Genomic DNA, 26,464 nt, shown 5'->3' on the forward strand with positions numbered 1-26,464 from the left:
ACGGAAGATTGACCTAAAAATTGACCGTTGTTTTTGACCTGCCAATCTATTTCCAATCGCTATGCCAAAAAAATTAAACAACTGTAAATCAGGTACTTATGCATTTTACAGATTTTGAACATGTTCGGATATGTCCATTTCCGTTCATAAATGCGGACAATTCTGTTCGAAATGGGGTCCAAAAAAAGTTGCATGAGGTACCAAAAAAATGTTTAACGGTCCCTCAGGCGGATAAATTGAAGTTTTGACTTTAATTTGCCGAAGCATTATGAGCATACCAGAATCACCTGATTTATCAGTATTCAATTATCATCTACCCGATGAAAAAATAGCCAAACGCCCTCTAGCGAACCGTCATGATTCCAAGTTGTTGCTATATGAAAAGGGATACATCAGCGACAAGGTATTTAGAGAAGCACCTGAATTTCTCGATGAGCGCACAACCCTCTTCTTCAATAACACCAAAGTAATCCCGGCAAGGCTTCACTTCCAGAAGGACACTGGTGCACAAATAGAGATCTTTCTACTCAAGCCTGTATCACCAACCCCAATTATTAGCACGGTGATGGAATCCACTGATGAAGTTATTTGGGAATGCATGGTAGGCAACCTCAAAAGGTGGAAAGAGGAAACAGTTCTTAGAAGAACTCTAAATGATGGAAATCAGGAGGTACAACTAAAGGCAACTTTGGTCAATAGAGATGAAAGGCTGGTATCCTTTAAATGGGATAACAAGGATTATGCTTTCGCGGAGATAGTAGAATTAGCTGGGCAAGTACCTCTGCCCCCCTATCTGAATCGTGCTGCCGAACCAGAGGATAAACCTCGGTATCAAACGGTTTATTCTAAAGAAGAAGGTGCGGTTGCTGCACCAACCGCTGGTTTACACTTTACAGATCAAATACTAGAGCAACTCAAGCAAAACGGTGTGAAAGAGTCCTTTCTGACGCTTCATGTGAGTGCCGGCACTTTTCAACCGATAAAGGTTGATGATGCTCGAGAGCACCCTATGCATTCGGAACAAATTGAAGTCACCATTGACACTATTAAGGACATAGTCGAAGCAAAACGTGTCGTGGCGGTGGGCACCACATCTATGCGATCTTTAGAGAGTCTCTATTGGTTTGGTGTTCGTTTGGCAAATGGAAATGAGCAATTTAATATTGAAAAACTCGAGCTCTATCAAGCAGGTGATTTACCAAGTCGAACCGAAGCATTTCAGTACATTCATGACTGGATGATTGATAAAGGAATTGACAAGCTTTCGGGCAGTACTGAAATTTTTATTATGCCCGGCTATCAATTTAAAGTATGCGATGGATTGTTCACCAATTTCCATCAGCCTGGTAGTACCCTCATGCTTTTGGTGGCTGCATTCATAGGTGAGCATTGGCAAAAAGTATATGATCACGCATTGCAAAACGAATACCGTTTTTTGAGTTACGGAGACTCGTCACTTTTGCTTCCTTAATCTCAAAAGATAACTATATTCGGGTATGACAAAAGTCTACGATTGGCTGATCAATTATATCAACTCTAACATCCCGCTTTTGGGTGAGCCAATCCCAGCCTTCGGAGAAGGTGCTTCTTTTACGGCCACGGAGATTATCATACCGATCGTCTTTCTATTTCTGGTGAACTTATTGGGTAACCTTGTCAGGGCCACACTGATTAATCGGATACTTCCTCGATATGTTCACGATCGTAAAACAGTGCTTTCCATTGGCAATACGACTAAGTATACATTGCTTGTGATAGGTATCGCCTTTTTACTCACGGCAATTGGACTCAATGAGGACTCAGAACTTAATTACTCCTTTACAAGAGACGAAGATGGAAAACCAGACCTAACGCTCTTCAGCATAGCAAGGCTGGCTTTCTTTATGACATTGCTGGTTTTCCTTTCGGGGAAGCTGAAATCTATTTTCGTCAAACAGATATTATCCAAATACTCTGATGATATAGGGGTCAGTCAGTCCATAGGAACCATCATACAATACTTTATTATCATAGTAGGTGCTTTTGTGGTGATTCAAAACTCAGGAATTAATTTGGGTTCGTTGAACGTGCTAGCCGGTGCACTCGGTGTGGGTATTGGTTTTGGACTGCAGAACATTGCCAACAATTTCATTTCTGGTCTAATCATTCTTTTTGAAAGACCAATTAAGGTAGGTGACCGCATTGAGGTTGGGAGTGTAACAGGCGATGTTGTGAAGATCTCTTCCCGTGCAAGTACAGTGAATACCAATGATAATATTTCCATTATCATTCCTAATTCAGACCTTATCAACAAGCAAGTCATCAATTGGAGCCATAATGATAGGCGTATTAGATACCATGTGCCTGTAGGGGTGTCTTATAAGGAAGATCCTGCGATCATCAAGAAAGTGTTGCTAGAAGTTGCAGATGCCAACAAGGACGTATTGAAAAGGCCGGCTCCTGATGTGCTATTTGTTGGCTATGGAGATAGCTCCATCGACTTTGATTTGCTCATATGGACAAGTAGTTACATCGACAAACCGATCATTTTAAAGAGCCAGCTCTATTACGAGATTTTTGAGAAGTTCAAGGAACATGGAATTGAAATTCCTTACCCTCAGCGGGATTTACATCTAAAATCTGGTTGGACAAATACAGACAAACCGCTGAAGTAGGATTTAGTAATCAGCGTCAATTTGAATAGTTGTAGATGATTTTTTCATAAATTTGTCCACTTTATAAGGAATTCGGATGAGAGTTATTATTGCGGGTGTTGGAAATGTGGGGTTTCATTTGGCTAAACTTCTCTGTCAAGAGGGACAAGACATTGTCTTGATTGATAGGGCTGCAGATAAATTAAAACAGGCAAGTAACACTGTAGATGCTGGTACGATTAAGGGTACTTCTACCTCCTACGCTGTTTTGGAAGAGGCAGGTGTAGCAGATGCTGACTTGCTTATAGCCGTTACTTCGTCCGAAGAAGCCAATATTGCTACAGCGATTATCGCGAAGCACTTAGGTGCAAAGAGAACCATTGCACGTATTTCCAATACAGAATTTCTTTACCAAAAGGATAAGCTTAATTTGAAGCACCTCGGTATTGATGATGTGATTTCTCCTGAATCGCTTGCCGCCCGTGAGATTAAGAGATTGCTTAAGGAAGTAGCCGTAACCGATAGCTTTGAATTCGAGAAGGGTTTACTTCAATTGATTGGTGTTAATATTGATTCTAAGAGTCCGCTCAAAGGCAAGTCAATGCTCGAGGTGGCCAAGATCAACCCAGATCAGTCATTTATGACAGTGGCTATACTTAGAGATAATGAGACTATTATTCCTTATGGCGATACCTGCTTTGAAGAGAATGATCATGCCTATTTCATTGCACAACCTGATGGAGTTGAAAAACTACTTTTCCTAACCGGGAAGAAAAAAGAAGGTGTCAAGAGTGTTATGATCCTCGGTGGATCGCGTGTAGGCTTTCATGCAGCCAAGTTACTGAGTGCTCGATACAATGTCAAATTGATAGAACGTGATGCCCAGAAGTGCTTCGAACTTGCCGATCAATTGCCTGATGCGATGGTAATCAACGGTGACGGTAGAAATGTCGACCTCCTTGAAGAAGAAAGTATCAACGAAATGGATGCCTTCATTGCTGTGACGGGTGATTCTGAAACGAATATCATTTCTTGTCTGGTAGCCAAAAAAATGGGTGTTAAGAAAACTATCGCCATGGTGGAAAACATGGATTACATACACCTTTCGCAGAGTATTGGTGTTGACACCATGATCAATAAGAAACTAATAGCAGCAAACTTTATCTTCCGTCATATTCGTCAGGGAGAAATTGTGTCTATCGCCAGTATTCATGGAGTAGATGCAGAGATCTTAGAATTTGAAGTGCAGGAAACCTCAAAAATTACGGAGCAAGAACTGCGTAATCTTGAATTCCCCAAATCTGCCATTATCGGTGGTGTTATCAGAGATGGCAAAGGATTGACCACTCCAGGCAACTTCAAGTTTCAACCCAAAGACCGAGTGGTCGTACTGTCCAAGCTAGAGTGTATCAAAAAGGTTGAAGATTACTTCATCTAGAACGATCTCATGAGGTTCAACTTAAAAGTTATCGGTGACATACTGGGGATTCTTCTCCTGATCAATGGTGGCTTTATGGCACTGTGCCTACCCATCTCACTCTATTACGGAGAGCATGATTGGATTGCGATAACCACCTCAAGCATTATTACCCTTGGTTCTGGCTTCCTATTGAGATACATCACCAGAAAAAAGAAAAGCAAAGAACTTAAAAAGAAAGACGGTTATCTGATTGTAACTGCAGGGTGGATAGTAATGTCCATTTTTGGCGCTTTACCCTACATCATCAGTGGGTCTATCCCCAACTTTAGTAACGCATTTTTTGAGACTATTTCTGGTTATACTACTACCGGAGCATCCATATTAACAGATATAGAATCGGTACCGAACGGCATTCTATTCTGGAGAAGCTTAACGCAATGGATAGGTGGTATGGGAATCATTGTACTGGCCCTTGCAATCCTACCCTTCTTGGGTATTGGAGGAATGCAGCTATTCGTTGCCGAAGCTCCTGGTATTACTCCAGATAAACTTCAGCCTCGTATTCAGGAGACTGCCAAGCGGCTTTGGTTTCTCTACGTAGGACTGACATTGGCTGAAGCCATTGCACTCTATTTTGCAGGCATGGACCCTTTCGATGCGATCAATCACTCCTTGACCACGATGGCTACAGGGGGCTTCTCAACTAAGAACGATAGCCTTCAGTTTGTGGATCCTTTGATTCAGTATATCGTGATCTTCTTTATGTTCCTGGCGGGAACAAGTTTTACCCTTACCTATTTTGGACTTAAAAGGAATTTCAAGAAGGTATTCAAGAACGAAGAGTTTTTAGTCTACCTCAGTTTTACAGCGGTGATCACTGTAATTGTAACGGTAACACTGCTTGTTGTTAATGACAAACCCTTTGAAAACTCTTTCAGAGATGCACTATTTCAAGTAGTCTCTTTGATTACTACCACTGGTTTTGTATCAGCTGACTATACTTCATGGGCACCATTCTTATCCGTATTATTCTTTATTCTTCTATTTGTAGGAGGTTCTGCCGGATCTACTGCGGGTGGGGTAAAAGTAATACGGCATGTGGTATTGTTCAAAAACTCCTTTCTAGAGTTGAAAAGGCAACTTCATCCCTCTGCCGTAATGCCTGTAAGAATTAGTGGTAAGGCAGTAGAGCAAAGCATAGTATACAATGTCCTTGCCTTTATTATGATTTACATTCTGGTCTTCTTGGTCGGAGTGACTTTACTCTCCTCGATGAATGTAGATTTTGACACTGCCTTTGGAGCTGTGGCTACCTCTTTGGGTAATGTAGGTCCTGGTATCGGTGATGTAGGCCCATTGAATAACTTTGCTGGCATGCCCACCGGTGGAAAGTGGCTACTCTCGGCTTTGATGTTACTCGGTAGACTCGAACTCTTTACAGTCTTGATGCTACTCTCTCCTCACTTCTGGAGAAAGCGATAATCGATATTAGAAGGAGAATAAGCCTTTCTTTTCCTTGATTTCGAAACCCGCAGATTTCACTAAGTTCTCTACCTCTTTCTTATCTAAGTTAGCTCCCGAAACAGTCAGCAATTTATTTTTAGAGTCTGTATCTACAGACCAGTCTTCAACGCTTTTGGCTTGTTCCATAAAGGGCGTTACTGTAGCTATACATCCACCGCAGTTAATATTTGTCTTATAGATGGCTTTCTTCATTTTCAGTCAGTTTTATTGCTCCATCGATTGATCTTAGTATCTTTCGAAAAGGCTTCCTTATGGCCTTACAAATCTATTCAAAATATAGTTCAAGCTTTGACCTTTACAGAACTCAATTTACATGAAGATGTGCTTGCAGGATTGGATGCAATGGGGTTCGAAAAACCAACTCCAATCCAAGAGGCCGCCATCCCTACCATCATAGCCAACAAAGATCTTATCGGTTGTGCACAAACAGGTACTGGTAAAACAGCAGCTTTCCTGTTACCTCTGATGCATAAGATAGCCGAAAGTGGAGTATCTGATGAGCATATCAATACCATGATTATCTGTCCAACACGGGAACTGGCTGTGCAAATTGATCAGCAGTTAGAAGGACTGAGCTATTTCAGTGGCATTACCTCCTTACCCGTCTATGGCGGTGGTGACGGAGCTGGTTTTACCAGAGAAAAGAATGCGCTGGCCAAAGGAACCCACATTGTGATCGGCACCCCGGGCAAGCTAATATCTCACCTCAATCTCGGTTATGTAAAGGTTGATCAACTCAAGCATTTGGTCCTCGATGAGGCCGATCGAATGCTTGACATGGGTTTCCATGAGGATATCATGAAGATTATCAATCATCTGCCAAAAGAGCGTCAAAACCTTCTTTTCTCTGCTACCATGGCACCGAAGATTAGGAAAATGGCCAAAGAGATACTGAATGATCCAGAAGAAATCAACATCTCAATTGCGAAGCCATCTGAAAAGATCACCCAAGCTGCTTTTCTTACCTATGATTCTCAAAAGATTGATCTCGTAAAGCACTTATTGAGATTTGGAGATATTCCTAGCCTGATTGTTTTTACTTCCAGAAAGTCTAAGGTAAGAGACATCACTCGTGCCTTGCAAAAAGAAGGTTTTAAGGCGAAAGGAATTTCGAGTGACCTGGAGCAGTCAGCGAGAGAAGATATTCTCAGAGAATTTAAGAATAAGCAATTGCCGATCATTGTGGCTACGGATGTAATCTCTCGTGGAATCGATGTGGACAACATCGATATGATCATTAACTATGATGTACCAAATGATGCCGCAGATTATGTGCACCGTATTGGTAGAACGGCCCGTGCTGAGTCAGAGGGCGAAGCGGTGACATTTATCAATGAAGATGATCAGGAGAACTTCCAGAAGATTGAGCAACTGATTGAAGCTGAAGTACGAAAAGTGCCTATGCCTGACTTTTTGGGTGACGGCCCAGAGTATAACCCAAAAAAGTTTGCTGGTAGAGGTCGTAAATCTTACGGAGGCAAAAAGAAGCACTTCAAAAAGAGAAGGTAGACTTATCTGGTTCGTACTTGCAGTGCGTTTCTCTCTGGTTCGCACTACAAGTGCGAACCGATCTTAAATTATACAACCATTATAGTCCAAGGCCAAATAATATCAGTCCATCTGGTTCGCACTTGCAGTGCGGACCTATCTTAAATTATGCAAACATCAGAGTAAAGCATAAAATAAAACCAGCACTTTACACCAAAAAGGAGTAAAATGCTGGTCTATACTTGAGTTAATTATTCCCTATTCGTACCTCAGTGAATCAACTGGATTAAGTCTTGCGGACTTGATTGTCTGGAAACTAATAGTCAATAAAGCTACTGCTAATACAGCGAGCAGCGCTAATCCAAATACCGCAATGTCGATTGTGGTTCTATATTCAAAGCCCTGCAACCACTTGTCCATCGCAAAGTAAATTATCGGCCAAGCGATAACATTGGCAATCAAGATCAGCACGATAAACTCTTTGGAAAGCATATAAAAGACACTCTGGACAGAGGCTCCCAAAACCTTTCTAACTCCAATTTCTTTAGTTTTTTGCATAGCCGTAAAAGCTGATAGGCCAAATAATCCAAGGCAACCTATGAGAATGGCAAGTACAGAAAATACGGAAAACATGGATTGAAACTGTTGTTCCGACTTATACTGATTGTTAAAGAATTCATCAAGGAAAAAGAAGTCAAACGGATTAGCCGAATAAGTGATGTTCCATTGCCTTTCAATAGCAGCCAAGGCATCTGGGATTGAGCCATCGACTCTAAATAAGAAGTACTCTGCCCACTGTGGATCTAGCAAGAAGATTGAAGGTGCCGCCTTAACTCTTAATGACTCATGATTATAATCTTCTACTACCCCAATTACAATTGCAGTAGCACCGAAATTCTCGACAACAACAGCTTGGTTAATGATGTCTTCAGGATTATCATAGCCTAGCAATGGTACCGATGAGCGACTAACCAAAACAGCTGTATCTCTATCATTAGGAAAGTCCCTTGAAAAATTACGTCCGGCAATGATTTCCATTCCTAAGGTCTCAATTAAGCCATAATCTCCTCCTACTGCATCCATGGGATGTACTTGACCTGCCTGTTGATTATAAGCCCTCACAGCACCTTTAAATCTAATCTTCTTTCCAGGCACCATTCCACTACTCGATACAGACTTGATATTTGCGTTTGCTCGAAGTTGCTCTTGAAAAGTCTCAAGGTTTCGATTCCTAACCGCTCTACTTGTATCGGCAATAGCCGCTCGCTCAACAACAATGGTCTGTTCCAAATCAAAACCCAAGTCGGCAGACTGCATGTACTTCATTTGTTTAGAAACTGTGAGCGTACCCACAATCAACGCAGCTGAAGTTGCAAACTGAAAGATGACTAACCCTTTTCTGAGCAATACACCTGTACTAGAGTTTCTAAATTTACCCTTGAGTGTGCTTACAGGCTTAAAGGACGATAGGACCATGGCTGGGTAGAAACCTGATACAATTGAACCGAACAAAAAGACACCCGCTAAAAGCAACCATAAGGACTGGTTTTGCCAGATGACAACACTGTCAGGAATACCGCTGATTACATAGAAAGACGGCAATGCCAAAGCAACAATTCCTAAGGCTAGCACAACTGCAAGAAGATTAATGACCACAGATTCAAAGAGAAATTGTCTAATGAGTTGGGCACGCAATGAACCGAGTACTTTACGAATTCCAACTTCTCGAGCACGATCAAGCGATCTTGAAGTAGCAAGGTTTACATAATTCACCCAAGCGATCACCACTATAAAAATGGCAATGATGGACAGGAAGGTAATTGGCTCAGCACTACCATTCAATTCTGCTTCATCTGACAAGTGTGAGTCAAAGTGAATCCTGTTTAAAGGCTGCAAATGCATTACATGTCGTGCATTTTGATCCGCCAAATCTGGCATATTCCGATCGATCATTTCTGGAAGTTTGGCCTCCAATGCCTTGATATCAGTCCCTGGGCGTACCTTTACATAGGTATAGAAATCCTTTCTTACCCAACCGGTCTTGTATCTTGTCAAGGCACCATCCCATCGACCGTAGATAGTTCCGGTCGAGATCAGCACATCATATTTTAAATGTGTATTAGCGGGAAGATCTTTAAAAACACCCGTTACCAAACAGTTTTCATTGTTGAAGTCGTCATCACGCAGCCGCAAACGCTTGCCTAACGCGCTTTCATCGCCAAAGTACTTCTTAGCAGTACTCTCTGAGATTACGATACTGTACGGTTCATCCAATGCGGTGGCGGCATCTCCTTCCACCATTTGCGCTGAGAACATAGAAAGCGTACTAGGGCTCGCATAAAGGAACTTCTTGTGCTTAAGCTTAATGGGCTCACCTGGACTTTCCTCATAGGTAATGACCACATTATTCTTTGCACCCATATTATATAGGTGTGCCCATTCTATGACTTCAGGAAAGTCGTTGACCATAGTCTCTCCCACAGGTGGATAGTTTTCGGCACTATGGTAAACGAATTCGCCATTTCCATATAATTCTAGGCTTACCCGATACATGTCTTCCGAGCCTTCAATGAACTTTTCATAGCTAGACTCAAAACTGACATAATGAAAAATCAGCAAAGCACCTGCAATGCCGATCGCCAAGCCTGAGATATTAATGAATGAATACACCCTGTTTTTGAGCAGGGCTCTAAGCGTGATTTTTAGATAATTTGAGAACATGATTCTTTTGTTTGAGTGTTGACCTGATAAAAATTTCTCTTTTAGTATATAGACTCTGAACGATCGGAGAACCGTCCAGAAGTAAATCGTTCTTGCCTTGTTGAGTCCCTTCTCCTCAACATTTAGTGCGAATTCCTCTTCTAAATCTCCTTCTATCTCCTCCAACCAATGCTTGGTGCAGAATATATGAAGTAACCACAGCGCCAGGCGCGGTGGAGATGGCACATTATTTTTGTAAGACATAAGTTGGTATTGAATTCCAAATGTCCTCTCGCAGGGACTTTGCTTCCTTAAGACTTTTTACTCCATAGGGAGTGATGTAAAAAATACGCTTTCGCTTACCTCCCCTCACTTTTGTGGCTTCCCCAAGTCTAGAGTTTAGAAAACCCTTCTTTTCCAACCGATACAAAGTCGAGTGAATCGCACTAAGGTTAATCGTTCTTTTAGTTCTGAGTTCTACTTGTTGTTTCACTGATATACCATAGCCCTCATCTTCCAACATGGCTACGGTTAACAGCACCACCTCTTCAAACTCTCCCAAATATGTGCCTTTCATATTTTACTATTATGTAAATAATATAACCACAAGTTTAACGAATTATTTTAACCTAGCTACCAAGTCCTTGGAAAGATTCCATATGATAATGACGAGAAAGACCTTATGACTGTTACTTTCAAATTTCAATAACGTTACAAGACAAGTCCATTTTTTCGTATTTCCAGCTTCCACTCAGCGGAAATCTCTTCCACAGAGCAGCCGAATTAAGACGTTCTTCATCTTTCATTGAACCATGAGGCTCATTCTTCAGACTTTTATACTACCAAAAACTCAACACCTTTATCATGAAGAACTTCACACTTGCCATTAGAGTACTGCTAAAGAACAAGTTTTACTCACTCCTCAATATCCTGGGTCTTGCAGTCGGCCTAACGGTCGCCATCATTATTTTTCTATTTGTACAAAGCGATATGAGCTTTGATAAGCAGTTTGGTGATTATGAGCGCATCTATCGTGTAGAATCGAATTTCATTGTGGGTGAAAAGGAAGATCGATACGCTTTCGTATCTCAATTTTTACCTAAAGGCCTAAAGGCTGATTATCCCGAAATCGAGAATTATGTGCGTTTCAGACCTGCAGGAAAGGTCCTTTTCGACATTGATGGAAGAAAGTTCTATGAGAACAACATCTTCTATGCCGATACTTCTGCCTTTACCGTTTTCAAATATCCACTGATTCAAGGGGATCCCGAAACGCTACTTGATGAACCAAACGCTATCGTACTCTCTGAAACTCTGGCTAATAAGTACTTCCAAGGACAAGATGCCATGGGTCAGACCTTAAAAACGGCTACTAACCAGTTTAAGGTGACTGGTGTGATGAAAGATATGCCGGAGAACGTCCACATGACTTATGATGCTTTTATGTCATATGAAACGGTGCAAACGAACAAAGAACTGCTTGCTCAACAGGAACAACAAGGCGGATTATGGAGTCCTTCTGATTTTGCTTACCTGGTCTTTGCGAAGAATTACAACCCTCAGGACTTAAAGGACAAGTTTCCTGAGTTCTATGAAAAGTACATGGCCCCGATCGCCAAAATCATTAATTACCAAGGGGTATTCATGATTGACCTCACCAATATTGCAGATACACACTTTAGCTCCCAACCGGCTCAATTTGACTTTCCTACCGGCAATAAAACTTACACCTACGCTTTTACAGCGATCGGCATATTCATTTTGCTCCTCGCTTCGATCAACTATATGAATTTGGCCTCGGCCCGTTCAACCAGCAGATCCAAAGAAGTGGGTATTAGAAAGGTAATGGGTTCTACCAAAGGAGCTTTGGTTACTCAATTCCTAAGCGAGTCCATCATTATCGCATTAGTTTCCCTAGTACTAGCCTTTGGTATTGTCGCACTGCTTATTAACGGTGTTGGTATAGGAGACATCATGGGAAAAACGCTGGTCTTTGAGCCTATGTCGAACCTTACCATGACCCTTGGAGTGCTAGGCGTGACCTTCTTGATTGGTATTCTGTCAGGTCTTTATCCTGCTTTCTATCTATCTGCTGTGAGCACCATTAAAGCGTTAAAAGGCATTGCCAAAAGTGGACCTGGCAGCATGAATATGAGAAAAGGGCTGGTTGCTTTTCAGTTCTTCATTTCAATTGCTGTGATCATTTCCACACTTTTAATGAAAAACCAGATTGAGTTTTTAGCAGACAAAGACCTTGGCTTTAACAAGGACAATGTGGTAATCATTAACATGCAGGACACTGCCATGAGCAACCGTGTAGACTTTATCAAGTCAGAGTTGAAGCAAAACCCTAATGTCATCAGTGTTACCGATGCGATTGTGGTAGGGGGTGACTCTAACTTGGGGAACAACTTATTAGGGGCTTCAAAGTCATTGATCAGAGCAGAATCCGCTGATTCGATTAGCAGAGATGATACTTACCCGGTTATGTTTGTGGGTGATGATTATGTCAAGACCATGCAACTAGAGCTTGTAGCTGGACGTGATTTTGACAAGAACCAGCCATCTGACAGAACACTAGGGGTTTTGGTTAATGAAACCATGGTGAAGAATATGGGCTGGGCTGATCCAATCGGAAGAGAACTGGGCTTACCGATACCTGGTGTTCAACCGAGCAAAGTGATCGGTGTCGTGAAAGACTTCAATGCCTTCTCTTTACATACAGCTGTTGAACCGATGGTCATGTTCCATTACGATTTCAACCCATTCTTAAAGGCTCAAGGTGCTTTGCCGTCCTTTATGATTCATGTGGATGGAAAGTCCTTGAGGCAAACCATGGACTTCATTGAGCAGAAGTTTACAGAGCTTGACCCTGGCCATCCATTTGAATACCGATTCTTAGATGGTCGTGCGGAAGAGCTTTATAGAGAAGATGCTCGTCAAAGTAAGCTCACGGGGCTTCTCTCTTACATCTGTATCTTCATCTCATGTCTTGGGCTATTGGGGCTTGCTTCTTTCAGTACCTCACAGCGTATCAAAGAAATTGGGGTGCGTAAGGTGCTTGGCGCATCGATCTTCCAGTTGGTCTATATGATTTTCAAAGACGTATTGGTATTAATCATCATTGGTTTTGTGATTTCTATACCTGTCTCCTACTACATTATTGAGCAGTGGCTCCAAGAGTTTGCATACCAAATGCCTTTGGCACAAATGCTGGCTTTCGCAGCTATACTTTCAGGGGTACTCTCGATCGTAGTCGCATTCTTGACGGTGAGTTATCATTCGCTAAGGGCCGCAAGTCAAAACCCAGTAAGGGCTTTGAGATACGAGTAAGACTTTTCCTTTAATTGTTCAGGCCGTTTCCTTTGATTAGGAGCGGCCTTTTTTCATGTACGTTATCGTTCATAATCGAGTTCGAATACGCACATAAAACGCGTTTTCACAAAGAGCATTAAAATATAAATCGTTGTTAAACAATTAGTTACATACAATACTAGTTTCTGGTATGCTTCATGTATTGGAAGGATCGTTAACATTTGCCAACCTCTCATATGAAGAATATCGCTTACGCAATTCGAGTATTGCTTAGAAACAAGTTCTACTCATTCCTCAATATTTTCGGCCTTGCCATTGGCCTTGCGGTCAGTATAATCATCATGCTCTATGTACAGAGTGATTACAGCTATGATAAATCCCATGAAAACTGGGATCAGGTTTACCGCATCGAGTCCAAATTCTACATCCCTCCTAAGAATGATGAGTTTGCCCTCACCTCAACCGCATTGGCAGAAACCATGCAAATGGAGTTCCCAGAAATCTTATCCTTTACAAGGTTTCAAAATACTGGACAGGTGCTTTTCAGAATAGATGACAACAATTTCTATGTAGATGATGTCTATCTGGCCGATTCTACCACTTTCGATATTTTCACCCATAAGTTCATTCAGGGCGATCCGAAAACCGCTCTTGTAGAACCTAACAGTCTAGTATTAACAGAAAGTACCGCCCAGAGGCTTTTTGGAGATACAAATCCTTTGAATGAGCTGGTGAAAACCGATCAGAATACATTTACTGTAAAGGGGATTATTGAAGATGTCCCAGATAACGTACACCTACGATTTAATGGCCTGATTTCCTTTACTACTGCTACTTCAGGACAACCTCCTTTGAATGCCCAACAACGGTCTGGAGCGCTTTGGAATATTGCCTTGTACTCTTATGTCAAACTGCCTAAAGGATATGATGTAAACACCATTTACAACAAGTTCCCGGAGTTCTTCGACAAGTACATGGCGCCAATCGCGCAATTTGCTCCTTCGCTTAGAGAGGCTTCTTTCTCGCCAAGATTGGTACCGTTAAATGAAGTACACTTCAACTCAAAAGTGCAGTATGACTTGCCGACAGGCAATAAAGCCTACACTAACGCCTTTATGGCCATTGGCCTTTTTGTGCTGATTCTGGCCTCTATCAATTACATGAACCTGGCTACAGCTAGGGCCACAAAACGTTCCAAAGAAGTTGGTATTAAGAAAGTTCTCGGCTCAACAAAAGGGAGGTTGGTTGGTCAATTCTTAAGCGAATCGATCGTGATCACTTTCGTTTCACTGATTGTCGCGATCGTGATCGTCAACCTGCTGATTCATGGTACGGGCCTAAACGATTTGTTGGACAAAGAACTTGAGCTTCACTTTCTGAGTAATAATCTATTGCTATTCGGATCACTAGGCATTACACTACTGATTGGTTTGCTTTCAGGACTTTACCCTGCTTTCTATCTGTCAACGATTTCGGTATTGCTAGCCATGAAAGGCTCCGTAAAATCAGGTCCTGGCAGCCTCTTCTTGAGAAAAGTATTAGTTGCGTTTCAGTTTTTTGTATCTATCGGTGTGGTGATCGCCACCCTGCTTATGGGCAATCAAATCAACTTTATGCGGCAGAAAGACATTGGCTTTAATAAGGATAATGTCATCATTATCCCAACGAGAGATACGCTGGTAAGCCGAAGACTGGAGTTTATTCAGAATGAGCTTCGTGAAAATCCGAATATTATTGATGTCACCACATCCACAGGTATGAATACGGGTACTTCCAATTCTGTCGGCAATCGCCTGATTGGAGGTGGTCGTCAGGTCATGATGGTTGAAGGTGCAGATACCCTTATGGTGACTGACACCTACAACATGATGAATATCGGAGAGAATTTCGTGCGAGCCATGGAAATGGAAATCATAGACGGAAGAGATTTCGATGAAAATATACCGACCGACATAACGAATGGTGTACTCGTTAATGAAGCGATGGTGGAAAAAATGGGCTGGGAAAATCCGATTGGTAAAAAAGTCCAGAATGCAGGACCTAATGTGCCTACATTCAGGGTGATTGGTGTAGTCAAAGACTTCCATGCCTTCTCGTTGCACGTAAAAGTCGAACCAACATTAATCTTCCGATATGAGCGATTTGCGACCATTACTCAGGTACAGCCCGCTGTTGTAGTACACGCGAAAGCCGGTAAACTTCAGGAGACGTTAAACTATCTGGAAACACGCTATGCCGAGCTTGATCCAAGTCATCCTTTCGAATATGGATTGCTTGATAGTCAGGCAGAATTGCTTTACAAGTCTGATAAGAAGCAGAGTAGACTCACGGCAATTCTATCCTATATCTGTATCCTAATCTCTTGTCTTGGCCTTCTGGGACTATCATCCTACACAACTGCCACACGCATCAAGGAGATTGGTGTGAGGAAGGTATTAGGTGCTTCGGTCTTCCAATTAGTGTTTATGATTTTCAGAGACATTATGGTCCTAGTGACAGTCGGTTTCGTCATAGCGGCACCAATTGCTTACCTATTGATAGAAGATTGGCTACAGGTATTCCAGTATACCATGGACTTGTCTACTATGATTGTAAGTGCGGCAGCTGTTGCAGGTATTATGGCATTGGTGATTGCTTTCTTGACGGTGAGCTTCCATTCACTAAAAGCCGCCAACCAAAACCCCGTGAAGGCTTTACGCTACGAATAAGGCTTAAAAGAAATAAATTCAGTATCGTCATTCTCGCGAAAGCGGGAATCTCCAAATCTATGGCACCAAGCCTAAAGGAGATTCCCATTTTCATGGGAATGACGTTCTTTTTTAGCTTTTGATACAAGCTCAATTTTTATACTTTCGCCTCATGTTCGATGGCCTGGGTTTCCCCAAATCACTTGATGAAGATACTTTCGACCAATGGTTGGTTGAAGGTCGAGAGAGTAAGATCAATTATGAGTTTATGCTCGTCATTTGGGAGGAAGGAGAACAGGACTTCTCCCCTGTCTACCTAGAGCAACGAACGGAAATTGAAAGTTATCAGAACGGTCATTCAACCATTGTGGCTGCTTATCATCTCTTTTCAGAAACTAAGATTAGCCTTCATACGGCTTAGGAAAGGGATTAACTGCGTTGATCCCTTTAGGGGTGGCTGCAATGAACCCTGCTGAGCAAGCTCAGCTTAGAGGGGGATTACTCATACGCACAGGCATACGCTATACCCCTCGTGAATCTTCGCTACGCTACGATTTCGAACCCATGGGTTCTCACCACATAGACAAAGTAGAAGAAAAGGATTAACTACGTTGATCCCGTTAGGGGTGGTCTGCAATGAACCCTGCTGAGCAAGCTCAGCTTAGGTTTTTTGTTTTATGGCACTTATGAACAAGTTCAACGTGCTAAAACAAAAAACCCCTGACCTTCGGTCTGGGGTTCATTGCGGAGAGAGGGGGATTCGAACCCCCGGTACGGTTTCCCGCACGCATGTTTAGCAAACATGTGGTTTCAGCCACTCACCCACCTCTCCGTGGATTCTTTGCTGTATTTGATTTGCTGTCAAATGCGCTGTGAATTTAAAGAAAAAACCTTTTAAACTCGGGTCATTTGACAAAGAAAAAGCCAGTCATAAACTAGCTTTTTGTGTCGGGGTGGCAGGATTCGAACCTGCGACCTCCTCGTCCCAAACGAGGCGCGATGACCGGGCTACGCTACACCCCGAGCCCAATGATTTGCGATGTAACTCCCAAATCGGAGTGCAAATATAGAGGGATTTTTTGTTTTGCAATAAAGCCAGAACGATAAAATTTCAGATTTTTTGAGACTATCCAAACGCAACAGGATTCGGTGGACAAAACCTGTTAAAAGCTTACCCTAGTTATCGGTAATGGCTGTATTAATAAAGTCTAACAAAGGGACGATCGCCAGGTAGGATTCTACCACCATTTCACTAAAATGATTCGAATAAACGTCCTTTCTGGTAATCTGTCGAAAGGCAGCCAAGGTCTTTAGCCTCAACAACTCAATATGCTCGTGATCTTTTGGATATCCCTTGGGCGTGGTCTTGAGCGTATCTAGCTTATATAGCTCAAAAGATTTATTAAAAGCGTCAGAATCGAGTATAGCCGACAGTTTATCTCCTTCATAGTCAATCTCCATCCTTACCTTCTTCAGGCGTTCACTATCCGGATGCCACAGTCCACCTGCTATCTCGGTCTCTCTCACACCCAGGCCTACATAGAAGTCTGCTAAGCCTTTGCCATAGCCAAATCCAACTCCAAAATGATCTTTGTAGGTAGGACGATCGGGGTGAAACATCAGGTTATTATTGATTCTACCAATGGCTCTACGAGCATTGGGCTGTACGATCCTTGGATCTACACGCTTGATTTCTTCGAGTATGGGATCAAATAAGTCTACCACCTCACCCTTAGTATCCTCATACCAAGAACGATTCTTATCCATCCATTCCTTGGAATTATTGGCAGTGAGCGCTTCCAGGAATTTAAATATGTTCTGTTTTGCCATTAAATCAGCACTAGTCAATCAATGAAAGTCCGTTCAAATCGGTTGTAAGCATTTCGGTCATCACATCAAAGAATGGTCTTAGGGCCGCAAAAGTACCCAAGGCTTCTTTTAGAAAGTTAGGACTCAGCACCTCCTTATCACTGAAGTTTCTAAACACATACATGGACTTATACCTGAGCAAGTCAATACTGGGATGCTCCTTATCAAAACCCTTGGGAGCTGTCTTCACTTGGTCCCCTTGCAGTGCTCCAAACACTTTCTCGAAGGCCGAATCATTCAACACATCTCTTAAAGGCTGATCATCTTGCGCAATTTGATCTCTGATTAGCTTGAGATCCTCAGGCGCTGGTCCGTAGAAGCCTCCCCCAATCACTGTTTGTCCTGGCTTTAAGTGGAAATAGTAACCTCCACGCAAATGTGGTTTTTGTCGGTTAAAACTACCTGCCCAGCGTGGATTGTAAGGGGATTTATCTTTTGAGAACCTCACATCGCGATAGACTCTCATCAAGCTCTTCTTTCCGCTTACAGTAGTGATCTCATCATTTTCCTTGAGTCCCTGCAGCATGGCCTCAGCAAAATCGCAGACGTTTTGATGCTCTTCCTGATACCAGGGTTTGTTCTCATTGAACCAATCACGGTTATTATTTTCCGTGAGTTGATTTAAAAAATCGAAGGAGGACTTATTGATTTGTGCCATTGACTTAGGTTGTTTAATTATTGAATCTTCCAGATGTATGAACGTTCGGTTACAGCGTATTGGGACAAAACCGAATCGTTAAGATAATGGTTTCCAAAGTCCGATCTATACCACACGAAAATAGCCGAACAGTCGATGCTTTTATTAACGTGATCAACGATGAATTCGGATGCCGAAAAACTAGACTCCGCAAGGCCCAATTGCTCATCGATTTTATCACTGGAATAGAAGGCGATTGGAGGACAAGAAACACTTCCACAATTGAGCGCAAAGTGGACACGGAAGTCCATGTTTTCAAGCATGAGATTCAGCCTTAAATCACCATCTGAAAACTGCCTTGGTTTACCATTTTTTCTCGGGCCATTCTTCCTCAAAATCCCATGTTCAATAGCGTCCAATGAAAACCGAAAACCACCTAACTTCAGCAGCTCATCTCTAAAGAAATCTTCTTTCTCCCAGACAGATTCCTTCAATTGATTTTTGACAATTTGATAGTTCGTCAGACCGTTGTAGACATTGATCCAAAATGCCTTTTTATCGTCATCATCAAGAAGCGATGCTAAGTCAAATGATTGCACATTTTCCAGAAACTCCTCTAAGCTGTTGATCGAGTAATCATCTCCGTTCAAGTACTGACTCAGGATAACTTTTGCCGATCGCGAAAATGATTGATGATCCATTTTCATCTGTGCTTCGTGTATACATTCGGCTTGAGTAAGCCACTCAATTCAGCGATTGATTCAGGTGAAAGTTTCGGAGCATTCACTGTACCTAAAACGTCCTTCAATTGGTGCATATTTCTGATGCCAACCACTGCTGTTGTAACAGCTGTATTAGATAGCACCCACTGCAATGACGCCTGAGCCAATGACATTTTCTCAATTGAGAATACTTTTATCTTATCTATCAATGATTCAACATCTTCTGATATGTAACCTAAGTAATCACTTGAATCTTTTCCAGCCAATATACCACCTGCAAGCCCCCCTCTTACCATCACACCAACGTCAGACTTTGACAATACCTCTAGCGCCTCTTCCTCCGGACGCCTGTCGAGCAGACTGTACTGCATCATGTTACTAACGATCTCGGATTGAAGCACAAACCTTCGAATTACGTTAGGCCTGATAGATGAAATTCCGTAGTGAAGTATGAGCCCCCTCTCGTGCAGCAAGTCAAAGGCCTCAATGGTTTCTTCCCAGTTATCTTCTATCATCCCACCGTGTAGCTGATAGATATCGATGTAGTCAGTACCTAATCTTTTCAGGCTCTTTTCGACTGCCTTCAGTATGTAACTTTTTGAAGGGTTCCACTCCCAGTTTCTGCCTTCGACATTCGGTACGTTTCCCACCTTGGTAGCCAAGATCACCTCTTGACGAATTGGTTTCAAGGCCTTCCCCACTGTCTCTTCATTGAACCCATTTTGATAAATATCAGCCGTGTCAAAATAGTTAACACCTCCGTCAAAAGCAGTATGAATTAAAGACTCGTTTTCTACATGATTTGAACCAAGGGACATGCATCCGAAACTGATCTCAGATATGTCTAGATTTGCTCGCTTGAGTCTCCTGAAATTCATAGTTATTCTTTGGGGTCATCTTCCTCTATATATCCATTCTCTGTCATCATAATTGCGATGGCTCGAGTGGACGGAAATTGAGCACAAATAATGACTGCTACGGAGATAATTGGAACGGATAATATCATACCTAAGATCCCCCAGATTGAGCCCCAAAATGACAGGGCAATAATCACGACAAGAGGACTCAAGTTTAGGGTTCTTCCCATCAGCTTAGGCTCCACATAATTCCCCACAAAAATCTGTACCACTTCCACTGTTAAGAAAACCCAAAGGAAAGGCCAAAAGGATGCGAACTGAAAAATCGCAAAGATTGAGGGCAATAAACTGGCCACCAGAGAACCGATATAGGGTATATAGTTCAAAATAAATATCAGAAAGGCCCAGAGCACAGGAAAGTCTACCCCATAGGCCAGTAATATAAAATACCCCACCACTGCCGTGATAAGACTGACTTGGGTTTTGACAGTAAAGTACTTGTTCACTGCACTCACAACCCGACCCAAAATACCCATCACATTTTGGCGATTAGCCTCCTTTTTAAAAAGGTTATCTAACTTTTGTCCGAAGTAGTTCTCTTCTATCAAGAAGAAGATGACATAGACAATGACAAGCGCAAAATTACCCAGTACAACACTCACTGAGTTGAAAACACTAGAAACTATAGACTGATAATCGAGCTTATCAATGGTCTCCTGAACGTCTATTTCTGGTATATAATCACTATTTGCCTCTGTGAACTCCTTAATCTGGTTAATAAATATCTGCAGGTTATCATCATAGCTGTCTGCATTTGCGCTAATGAGCTTTACATTGACGGAAACGATCTGATATAGACCATAAAGCAAGGACAAGGTCAGAATGAAGGCAATGATACGCTGCAGAATTCCCGGCAGTGCTTTACCTCTGATTTTTATCTTTCCTACATACTTACGGGCTGTTCTAATCAGGTACCAAACCACCAACGCCAGAACGATCGGTTCTAGAAAAGCCCTGAAATAAATAAGCCCAAAAAAGACACCAGCGATAATTATTACCCAGTAAGAAGCATTTCTAAGGTTATCTCTGGTAAAGTCTGTTTTCATAGGCTGATTATTCTTTTGAAAGTAATCATTCTCTTTCGAAAATAAAGGCATAAAAAGAGCAAAGATTTTCTAAATCTCATTGACTATGAAAAAGCTATTTCACTATATTTGCACTCGCTTTTGAAAAAGCCCGTTGGTCTGCTAGCTCAACTGGATAGAGCAACTGCCTTCTAAGCAGTAGGTTTCAGGTTCGAGTCCTGAGCGGATCACCCAGAAAGACACTTCATCATGGAGTGTCTTTTTTTATGCTCTTTAGACGGCAAGCCATTATAATTTGTTACTGGAATCTTTAACCAGACGGCTTAAACCAAAAAAAGCCACCCCTTAGGGGTGGCCACTTCGAGCACTTTCTAAACAATCGTTTAGTCAAATCACTGTCTTAAACCAATCAATCACACACACAATCAACCAAAACTAATTCTCGTCTGATTTAAGTGATCTTAATGCTCTTCTTAAAGCTTGTAGCAAACCATCCATTCTGTGTGCTTCTTCCACCATATCATCCAACATTGGCTTATGGCGATTGATTACAAACGGTTCGTCACGCAGTTCTCTAGCTTGCTTTTCCAGGTTGCCTAAGGTGAAAAGGAGTTCCTTTGATAGCTTTGTAACCAAGATTGGTTTGGGCTCAACTTTCCCGTCTACATTCTGTTCTTCCAACTGCTCTTCCATACCCTTCTTCGATTACGATACAAAAGTATGAAGCCCAAATGGGCTTAAAATCAGGTGAATACGTAAATAAAAGAATAGGTGATTCCCTTAGAAGTCTTCAAAAAGCTGATGATCCATGGCGTAAATCACAAGTCCAGCGATGTTCTTGCTCCCCGTCTTTTCCAGCAAATTGCGTTTATGTGCCTCCACGGTTCGGGTACTGATGAACAGCTCTTCACCGATCTCCTGATTCGATTTTTGCTTAAGAATCAGATAGAGAATCTCCTTCTCCCTATCTGTGAGTTCGGTAACCATGCTTACTGCGGGCTGGTTACCACGAAGCTTGTTCATAATCACTTGTGTAACCTCAGGTGAATAGTATTGCCCTCCACCATTTACAAAATCAATCGCCTGGATCAATTCGGCTTTATTGGCACTTTTTAGCACATACCCCACCACACCCAGTTGCAGCATCTTTTTAATGTATTGTACTTCGTTGAACATGGTCAAGGCAATGACTTTTTGCTCAGGCTTATCCTGCTTTATCCTTTTGATCAGCTCTGCTCCATCCATCATAGGCATTTGGATGTCCGTGAGAATAACATCCACCTCCAAAGACATGAGTTTTTCCAAAGCCTCAAGTCCATTGGAAGCCGACCCTTTAATCTCGAAACGATCGGCATCATCGAGATAACCTTTTAAACCATCAATAATCATTGGATGGTCATCTACTATAAAAATGCTTATTGGTGTGTTCATAATCATTCATTTAGTGGAATTAATGCAATTACGCTTGTCCCATGATCGGGTCGCGAATCAATAGTCAAACTACCGGAAAGGGCTCCAATCCTATTTTTCATGCTGGTCAAACCATAACCAGTTTCGTACAAGTCAAGTTTATTCTTGTCAAAGCCTATGCCATCATCTTCAATCATCAACTGAATGCCTCCTTTCATCTTGACAAGCTGAGCATTGACATGTTTTGCTTTGGACGACTTGATTACATTATTCAGCGCTTCCTGAGCCATTCTATATAAACCTAATTCGACCTCCGCCTCAAGTCTATCCTTTAGATTGCTGTAGTACTTACACTCAATATCCGCAGCAGCTTCTACCGATGCAAGCAAATCTTGCAAGGCTCTATCCAGACCAAGTTCATCAATGGACTTGGGCATCAGTCGATGGGCGATACTTCGGGTTTCAGCAATTCCCTGCTCTAAAAACGCTTTGCTTTTCGCAAACCGATCCCGGCTTGACGGACTGAGCTTGTCCACCTCATCTTCAAGGTAATGCAGGTTCAGGGCACTTACACTCAAGGTTTGTTGAAGCCCATCATGCAGCTCAGCGGCAACTTTTCTCCTTTGATTATCTTCTGCCCGATAGATGGCCTGATGCTGTAATTCTTGATTTCTGACTACAGGACTAATATCAAAAATACACCCTTCCAACGCACTCAATTCTCCATCTTCATTCCGAACACCATTTCCTTGCTCCCAGAGCCATTTCTCCTTACCAGATTTATCTACGATCCGATAGATAACACGGAAAGACTCATCCCTTTTCAAGGCAGCCTGCACCTGATCCCATACTTCAATCCGATCGTCCACATGTATTAACTCGCCATAAGTAACATCTCCAGGATCTCCATAGAATTCTTCTGAAGTATATCCGGTAATGGTCTCACAGGCACTACTCAAATAATACATTGTCCATTTCTGATCGTTCAGGCAGCGGTAAACCATCCCAGGCAGATTATTCACCAGGTTATTCATTCTCCGATGACTCTCCTCTACCTCTATCTCAGCCATCTTTTTGTCGTGAATATCCTCATGGCTGCCTACAATTCTCACCACATTACCGGCTTTGTCCCATAGGGCCTGCCCTGTAGACTTAAACCATCGGTAATCTCCTGGCTTTGTTTTAAGCCTGAACTCAACTTCATAAGGAGTTCTCTCCTTCAGATGCTTCTCAAAACGCAAACGTGTCTCATCAGCATCATCCGGATGAATCATATCAAAGAAATTATCCTTCGGAACAGGAATTTCATCAGGTTGATAACCCAATTGCTCAAACAATCGAGGAGACCAATAGGCTTTATCCTCTTTGGGTTGCCAATCCCAAATACCATCTTGCGAACCCTCAATGGCCAACTGAAACCTTTTTCGACTGTTCTGAAGTTCACTTGTTCTTTCAGCCACTAGCTTTTCCAATCCTTCTTCCAAGATATTTCTGCAAACCGCATTGCCGATAGAATTGGCAAACGATAGTAATAAGGCTTTCTCCGAGTCGGACCAACCTCGTTCCTGATGAAAATCTACCAATCCAAAAATCCCCCAAAAAGTATCTTCAAAATGAATGGGAAACAGAATCACCGACTTGCTCCCATCAAAACCCATATGAGCTTTGAGTTCATCTTTAGCCTGAGAATAGGTAAGCTCAAAACAATCTCCGTTTGATAAAACAGGTAATATTTCTCCAAGCTGATTTTCCCCGACATTTTGGTTTCTCTCCAAGCGTTCCTGATTTGAATGAGGAGTCCAAGCATATTTCATAGAAGTTAAAAAACCTCCCTTTTCATCTTCATGATTAACAGACACGAAGCCGGCATCTACACCCAAAGGCTTAGAGAGTGCTTTTAGTGCCAGATTAATGCCCTTATCCAGTTTTTCGGCAATCAATGCATTGGTAGCACTGGCCACTCCCAATACCAGATCGTCAATATTGTTGGTGTGAGAAGTCAAATCACAAGTATCTATTCATTCGCTATACAGATAAAAATAAAGAATAACTCGTCTAAACTGATCTCCACTCTTCACATTAATTAACAATCTTTAACTGCTCCAATGCGTAAGCTATTTATGAATGGTATTCATAAAGTTCAGGGCTTGATTATATTTGCTCGTTCGAAGATTTAAAGCATGACTTGGTTTAAGAGTATTGGAATGATTGAGGGGATTTTTGTAGGCCTCTTCATTGTGGCATATCTGGTCTACATTTTCCGACTTCTTCGCTTAGCAAAGCGGATGAACACAACTTTTCGACCACTCCTCTTTAAAATTTTACTAAGGTCATTGGCGCTTTCGCTATTAATCATTGCCTTACTAGGCCCCTCCTTCGGAGAAACAACAAAAGAGGTTAAATCTGAAGGCAAAGATATCTATGTAGCTGTCGACCTCTCACAATCCATGAACGCCTTCGATGTTCAGCCCACTCGATTGGAAAAGGTAAAGTACGAACTGAAAAAGATCATTGAGGCTTTCAATTCAGATCGAATCGGACTGATCATTTTCTCTTCGGAAGCATTTGTACAATGCCCATTGACTTATGACCAAAGCGCATTGAACCTATTTGTCAATACGCTGAATACAGGCCTAGTACCCAATGCGGGAACCGATTTTGGATCACCCCTGAACATTGCTTTAGAAAAACTAGAAGACACCGAAGCTTCTGTAACACAACAAAAGGCCCAGATCATCTTGATGATTAGCGATGGTGAAGATTTCGGTGACGAGACACAAGAGGCTGTAGAAAAGGTAGTGAGATCTGGCATTCAACTCTTTGCACTGGGCGTAGGAACAGAAACAGGTTCGAAGATTCGACAGGGCAACGGCTTCAAAAGAGATAGACAAGGTGGCGAAGTAGTAACAAAACTAAATTCAAAGTCGTTGAGAAAGCTGGCGGTAGATACTGGTGGTAAGTACTTCGAAATCAATGAAGACCAGAATGATGTAAACCGATTGATTCGTGCCATCAATGAGGTGGAAGGCGAATTGAGAGATGCCCGAGTCATTGATGCTTCGGCTAACAAATTTTATTACTTCCTGATTGGTGCGATTGCCTTGTTGGTTTTAGACGCCATGATCAGAAGAAAGACATTAAGAATATGAAGTATTTATTGAGTATAGTTCTTCTTTTTACAAGTGTCACAGACCCTGTGACTAAGATTGCTAAGTCTAACAAACTCAAGAAAGAGGCTAGTGAAGCTTATTCGGAGGGAAACTTCGAAGAGGCTATTACATCATACCAGATGTTGCTCGACTCAATGGAAATTGAAGATGATGTAGCTCGACTCAACCTAGCCAATGCCGCTTATATCATGTCTTATGGTGGTGAGAACATGGGCCTGCTAAGCGAAATCAGTTCTGGAGAAACTATGGTCGAAGATACTGCTGCTCTGAATGCCATAAGCGATGACATCAGGTTTTTTGATATCGCTGACTCGAATTATAAGCGCGTTAAAGATGGATCGAATCCTAATCTGGCCTCAATGGCACACAATCAACTGGGGATCATTTCTTACAAGATGGGTGAGCAATCTCCAGATGAAAAAGAGTCCTTTACCCAATCTGCTCTTAATAACTTTAAACAAGCGCTGCTGAAAAACCCTCAAAATGATCAGGCAAGATACAATTATGAATTGCTGAAGAAACTGATCCGCCAGCAGCAGCAACAGGAACAACAGCAGAAAGATCAGGAACAAAAAGAAGATCAAAAGCAGGATCAGGAGAAAAAAGATCAAGAGAATAAGGATCAGCAAAAGAAAGATCAACAAAACCAGGATCAAGAAAAACAAGATCAGGAAAAGAAAGAGAATCAAGAGCAACAGCAAAACCAAGATCAGAAACAGGAGCAGGAAGAAGGAAAAGAGAATCAGGAACAGAAAGAGGGAGAACAAAAGGAAGATCCGCTGGAAAAGCTAAAAGAGAAACTGAAGGAAATGAATATCCCTTTAGAAAAAGCTCAGATGATTCTTGAGGCGATGAAAAACAACGAAACCCAATACGTTCAGCAAAAGAAGCGCAAGGCCACACAGCGCAAACGCTCAGACAAACCTGATTGGTAGATTGGGTATTGG

The 26,464-nt window shown here is 42.0% G+C and carries 21 protein-coding genes and 3 tRNA genes; 11 read left to right on the plus strand and 13 right to left on the minus strand.

What is annotated here, in order from left to right; all coding sequences use genetic code 11:
- Nucleotides 1-268 precede the first annotated feature (268 nt).
- From BFP97_RS08490 to BFP97_RS08505, 4 genes are all read left to right on the plus strand, one after another.
- On the plus strand, nucleotides 269-1,471 hold the full coding sequence (locus BFP97_RS08490; protein WP_069842011.1) for an S-adenosylmethionine:tRNA ribosyltransferase-isomerase: 1,203 nt from the start codon (nucleotides 269-271) through the stop codon (nucleotides 1,469-1,471).
- A 25-nt stretch (nucleotides 1,472-1,496) separates the two neighbouring features.
- On the plus strand, nucleotides 1,497-2,654 hold the full coding sequence (locus tag BFP97_RS08495) for a mechanosensitive ion channel family protein (protein ID WP_255399419.1): 1,158 nt from the start codon (nucleotides 1,497-1,499) through the stop codon (nucleotides 2,652-2,654).
- Nucleotides 2,655-2,730: 76 nt separating this feature from the next.
- Entirely contained in the window at nucleotides 2,731-4,071 is a 1,341-nt protein-coding gene (gene trkA, locus BFP97_RS08500) for a Trk system potassium transporter TrkA (protein ID WP_069842012.1), read from the plus strand.
- Nucleotides 4,072-4,080: 9 nt separating this feature from the next.
- Nucleotides 4,081-5,535, plus strand: a complete 1,455-nt coding sequence (locus BFP97_RS08505; RefSeq protein WP_069842013.1) for a TrkH family potassium uptake protein — start codon at nucleotides 4,081-4,083, stop codon at nucleotides 5,533-5,535.
- 6 nt (nucleotides 5,536-5,541) lie between these two features.
- Here the strand turns inward: BFP97_RS08505 and BFP97_RS08510 are convergent, their stop codons facing one another.
- Nucleotides 5,542-5,769 (minus strand): heavy-metal-associated domain-containing protein, encoded by a 228-nt coding sequence (locus BFP97_RS08510; RefSeq protein ID WP_069842014.1) that lies wholly within the window; start codon nucleotides 5,767-5,769, stop codon nucleotides 5,542-5,544.
- 96 nt (nucleotides 5,770-5,865) lie between these two features.
- On the opposite strand from BFP97_RS08510, the gene BFP97_RS08515 reads away from it, so the two are divergent.
- Nucleotides 5,866-7,086, plus strand: a complete 1,221-nt coding sequence (locus tag BFP97_RS08515) for a DEAD/DEAH box helicase (RefSeq protein WP_069844247.1) — start codon at nucleotides 5,866-5,868, stop codon at nucleotides 7,084-7,086.
- 237 nt (nucleotides 7,087-7,323) lie between these two features.
- Here the strand turns inward: BFP97_RS08515 and BFP97_RS08520 are convergent, their stop codons facing one another.
- Both BFP97_RS08520 and BFP97_RS08525 read right to left on the minus strand, forming a co-directional pair.
- Entirely contained in the window at nucleotides 7,324-10,029 is a 2,706-nt protein-coding gene (locus tag BFP97_RS08520) for an ABC transporter permease (protein ID WP_083262479.1), read from the minus strand.
- Entirely contained in the window at nucleotides 10,013-10,342 is a 330-nt protein-coding gene (locus BFP97_RS08525) for a PadR family transcriptional regulator (protein WP_069842015.1), read from the minus strand. Before BFP97_RS08525 ends, BFP97_RS08520 begins: the two co-directional genes overlap by 17 nt.
- Nucleotides 10,343-10,629: 287 nt before the next feature.
- Here BFP97_RS08525 and BFP97_RS08530 point away from each other — a divergent pair, with 287 nt between their 5' ends.
- From BFP97_RS08530 to BFP97_RS08540, 3 genes are all read left to right on the plus strand, one after another.
- Nucleotides 10,630-13,098, plus strand: coding sequence for an ABC transporter permease (locus BFP97_RS08530; RefSeq protein WP_069842016.1), 2,469 nt, complete (start codon nucleotides 10,630-10,632; stop codon nucleotides 13,096-13,098).
- 218 nt (nucleotides 13,099-13,316) lie between these two features.
- Nucleotides 13,317-15,788, plus strand: coding sequence for an ABC transporter permease (locus BFP97_RS08535; RefSeq protein ID WP_069842017.1), 2,472 nt, complete (start codon nucleotides 13,317-13,319; stop codon nucleotides 15,786-15,788).
- Nucleotides 15,789-15,939: 151 nt separating this feature from the next.
- Complete coding sequence (locus tag BFP97_RS08540) at nucleotides 15,940-16,188, plus strand: hypothetical protein (protein ID WP_069842018.1); 249 nt, start codon at nucleotides 15,940-15,942, stop codon at nucleotides 16,186-16,188.
- A gap of 324 nt (nucleotides 16,189-16,512) precedes the next feature.
- Here the strand turns inward: BFP97_RS08540 and BFP97_RS08545 are convergent.
- From BFP97_RS08545 to BFP97_RS08575, 7 genes are all read right to left on the minus strand, one after another.
- Nucleotides 16,513-16,599 (minus strand) — tRNA-Ser (locus tag BFP97_RS08545).
- 116 nt (nucleotides 16,600-16,715) lie between these two features.
- A tRNA-Pro gene (locus BFP97_RS08550) sits at nucleotides 16,716-16,790 on the minus strand.
- Nucleotides 16,791-16,943: 153 nt separating this feature from the next.
- On the minus strand, nucleotides 16,944-17,597 hold the full coding sequence (locus tag BFP97_RS08555) for a DUF2461 domain-containing protein (RefSeq protein WP_069842019.1): 654 nt from the start codon (nucleotides 17,595-17,597) through the stop codon (nucleotides 16,944-16,946).
- Nucleotides 17,598-17,607: 10 nt separating this feature from the next.
- A complete protein-coding gene (locus BFP97_RS08560; RefSeq protein ID WP_069842020.1) occupies nucleotides 17,608-18,294 on the minus strand; it encodes a DUF2461 domain-containing protein in 687 nt (228 codons plus the stop codon).
- Nucleotides 18,295-18,311: 17 nt separating this feature from the next.
- Entirely contained in the window at nucleotides 18,312-18,974 is a 663-nt protein-coding gene (locus BFP97_RS08565; RefSeq protein WP_170827432.1) for a DUF547 domain-containing protein, read from the minus strand.
- A gap of 2 nt (nucleotides 18,975-18,976) precedes the next feature.
- Nucleotides 18,977-19,873 carry an aldo/keto reductase gene (locus BFP97_RS08570; protein ID WP_069842022.1) on the minus strand — a complete coding sequence of 299 codons (897 nt, stop codon included), beginning with the start codon at nucleotides 19,871-19,873 and terminating at the stop codon, nucleotides 18,977-18,979.
- Between the two features lie 2 nt (nucleotides 19,874-19,875).
- Complete coding sequence (locus tag BFP97_RS08575; protein ID WP_170827433.1) at nucleotides 19,876-20,958, minus strand: AI-2E family transporter; 1,083 nt, start codon at nucleotides 20,956-20,958, stop codon at nucleotides 19,876-19,878.
- Between the two features lie 134 nt (nucleotides 20,959-21,092).
- Here BFP97_RS08575 and BFP97_RS08580 point away from each other — a divergent pair.
- A tRNA-Arg gene (locus tag BFP97_RS08580) sits at nucleotides 21,093-21,171 on the plus strand.
- Nucleotides 21,172-21,372: 201 nt separating this feature from the next.
- Here BFP97_RS08580 and BFP97_RS08585 read toward each other — a convergent pair.
- The 3 genes from BFP97_RS08585 to BFP97_RS08595 form a co-directional block, all read right to left on the minus strand.
- Nucleotides 21,373-21,630: a hypothetical protein gene (locus BFP97_RS08585; RefSeq protein WP_069842024.1), complete on the minus strand. Its 258-nt coding sequence runs from the start codon at nucleotides 21,628-21,630 to the stop codon at nucleotides 21,373-21,375.
- An 87-nt stretch (nucleotides 21,631-21,717) separates the two neighbouring features.
- On the minus strand, nucleotides 21,718-22,368 hold the full coding sequence (locus BFP97_RS08590; RefSeq protein WP_069844249.1) for a response regulator: 651 nt from the start codon (nucleotides 22,366-22,368) through the stop codon (nucleotides 21,718-21,720).
- A gap of 2 nt (nucleotides 22,369-22,370) precedes the next feature.
- The gene (locus BFP97_RS08595; protein ID WP_069842025.1) at nucleotides 22,371-24,350 is read right to left on the minus strand and encodes a PAS domain-containing protein; all 1,980 of its coding nucleotides are present in this window, start codon (nucleotides 24,348-24,350) and stop codon (nucleotides 22,371-22,373) included.
- A gap of 177 nt (nucleotides 24,351-24,527) precedes the next feature.
- Between BFP97_RS08595 and BFP97_RS08600 the strand changes: the two genes are divergently transcribed.
- Nucleotides 24,528-25,496: a vWA domain-containing protein gene (locus tag BFP97_RS08600; RefSeq protein ID WP_069842026.1), complete on the plus strand. Its 969-nt coding sequence runs from the start codon at nucleotides 24,528-24,530 to the stop codon at nucleotides 25,494-25,496.
- Nucleotides 25,493-26,452, plus strand: coding sequence for a hypothetical protein (locus BFP97_RS20625; protein ID WP_069842027.1), 960 nt, complete (start codon nucleotides 25,493-25,495; stop codon nucleotides 26,450-26,452). The genes BFP97_RS08600 and BFP97_RS20625 overlap by 4 nt, the downstream gene beginning before the upstream one ends.
- Nucleotides 26,453-26,464 lie beyond the last annotated feature (12 nt).

It is taken from the genome of Roseivirga sp. 4D4 (assembly GCF_001747095.1).
Lineage (GTDB): Bacteria > Bacteroidota > Bacteroidia > Cytophagales > Cyclobacteriaceae > Roseivirga.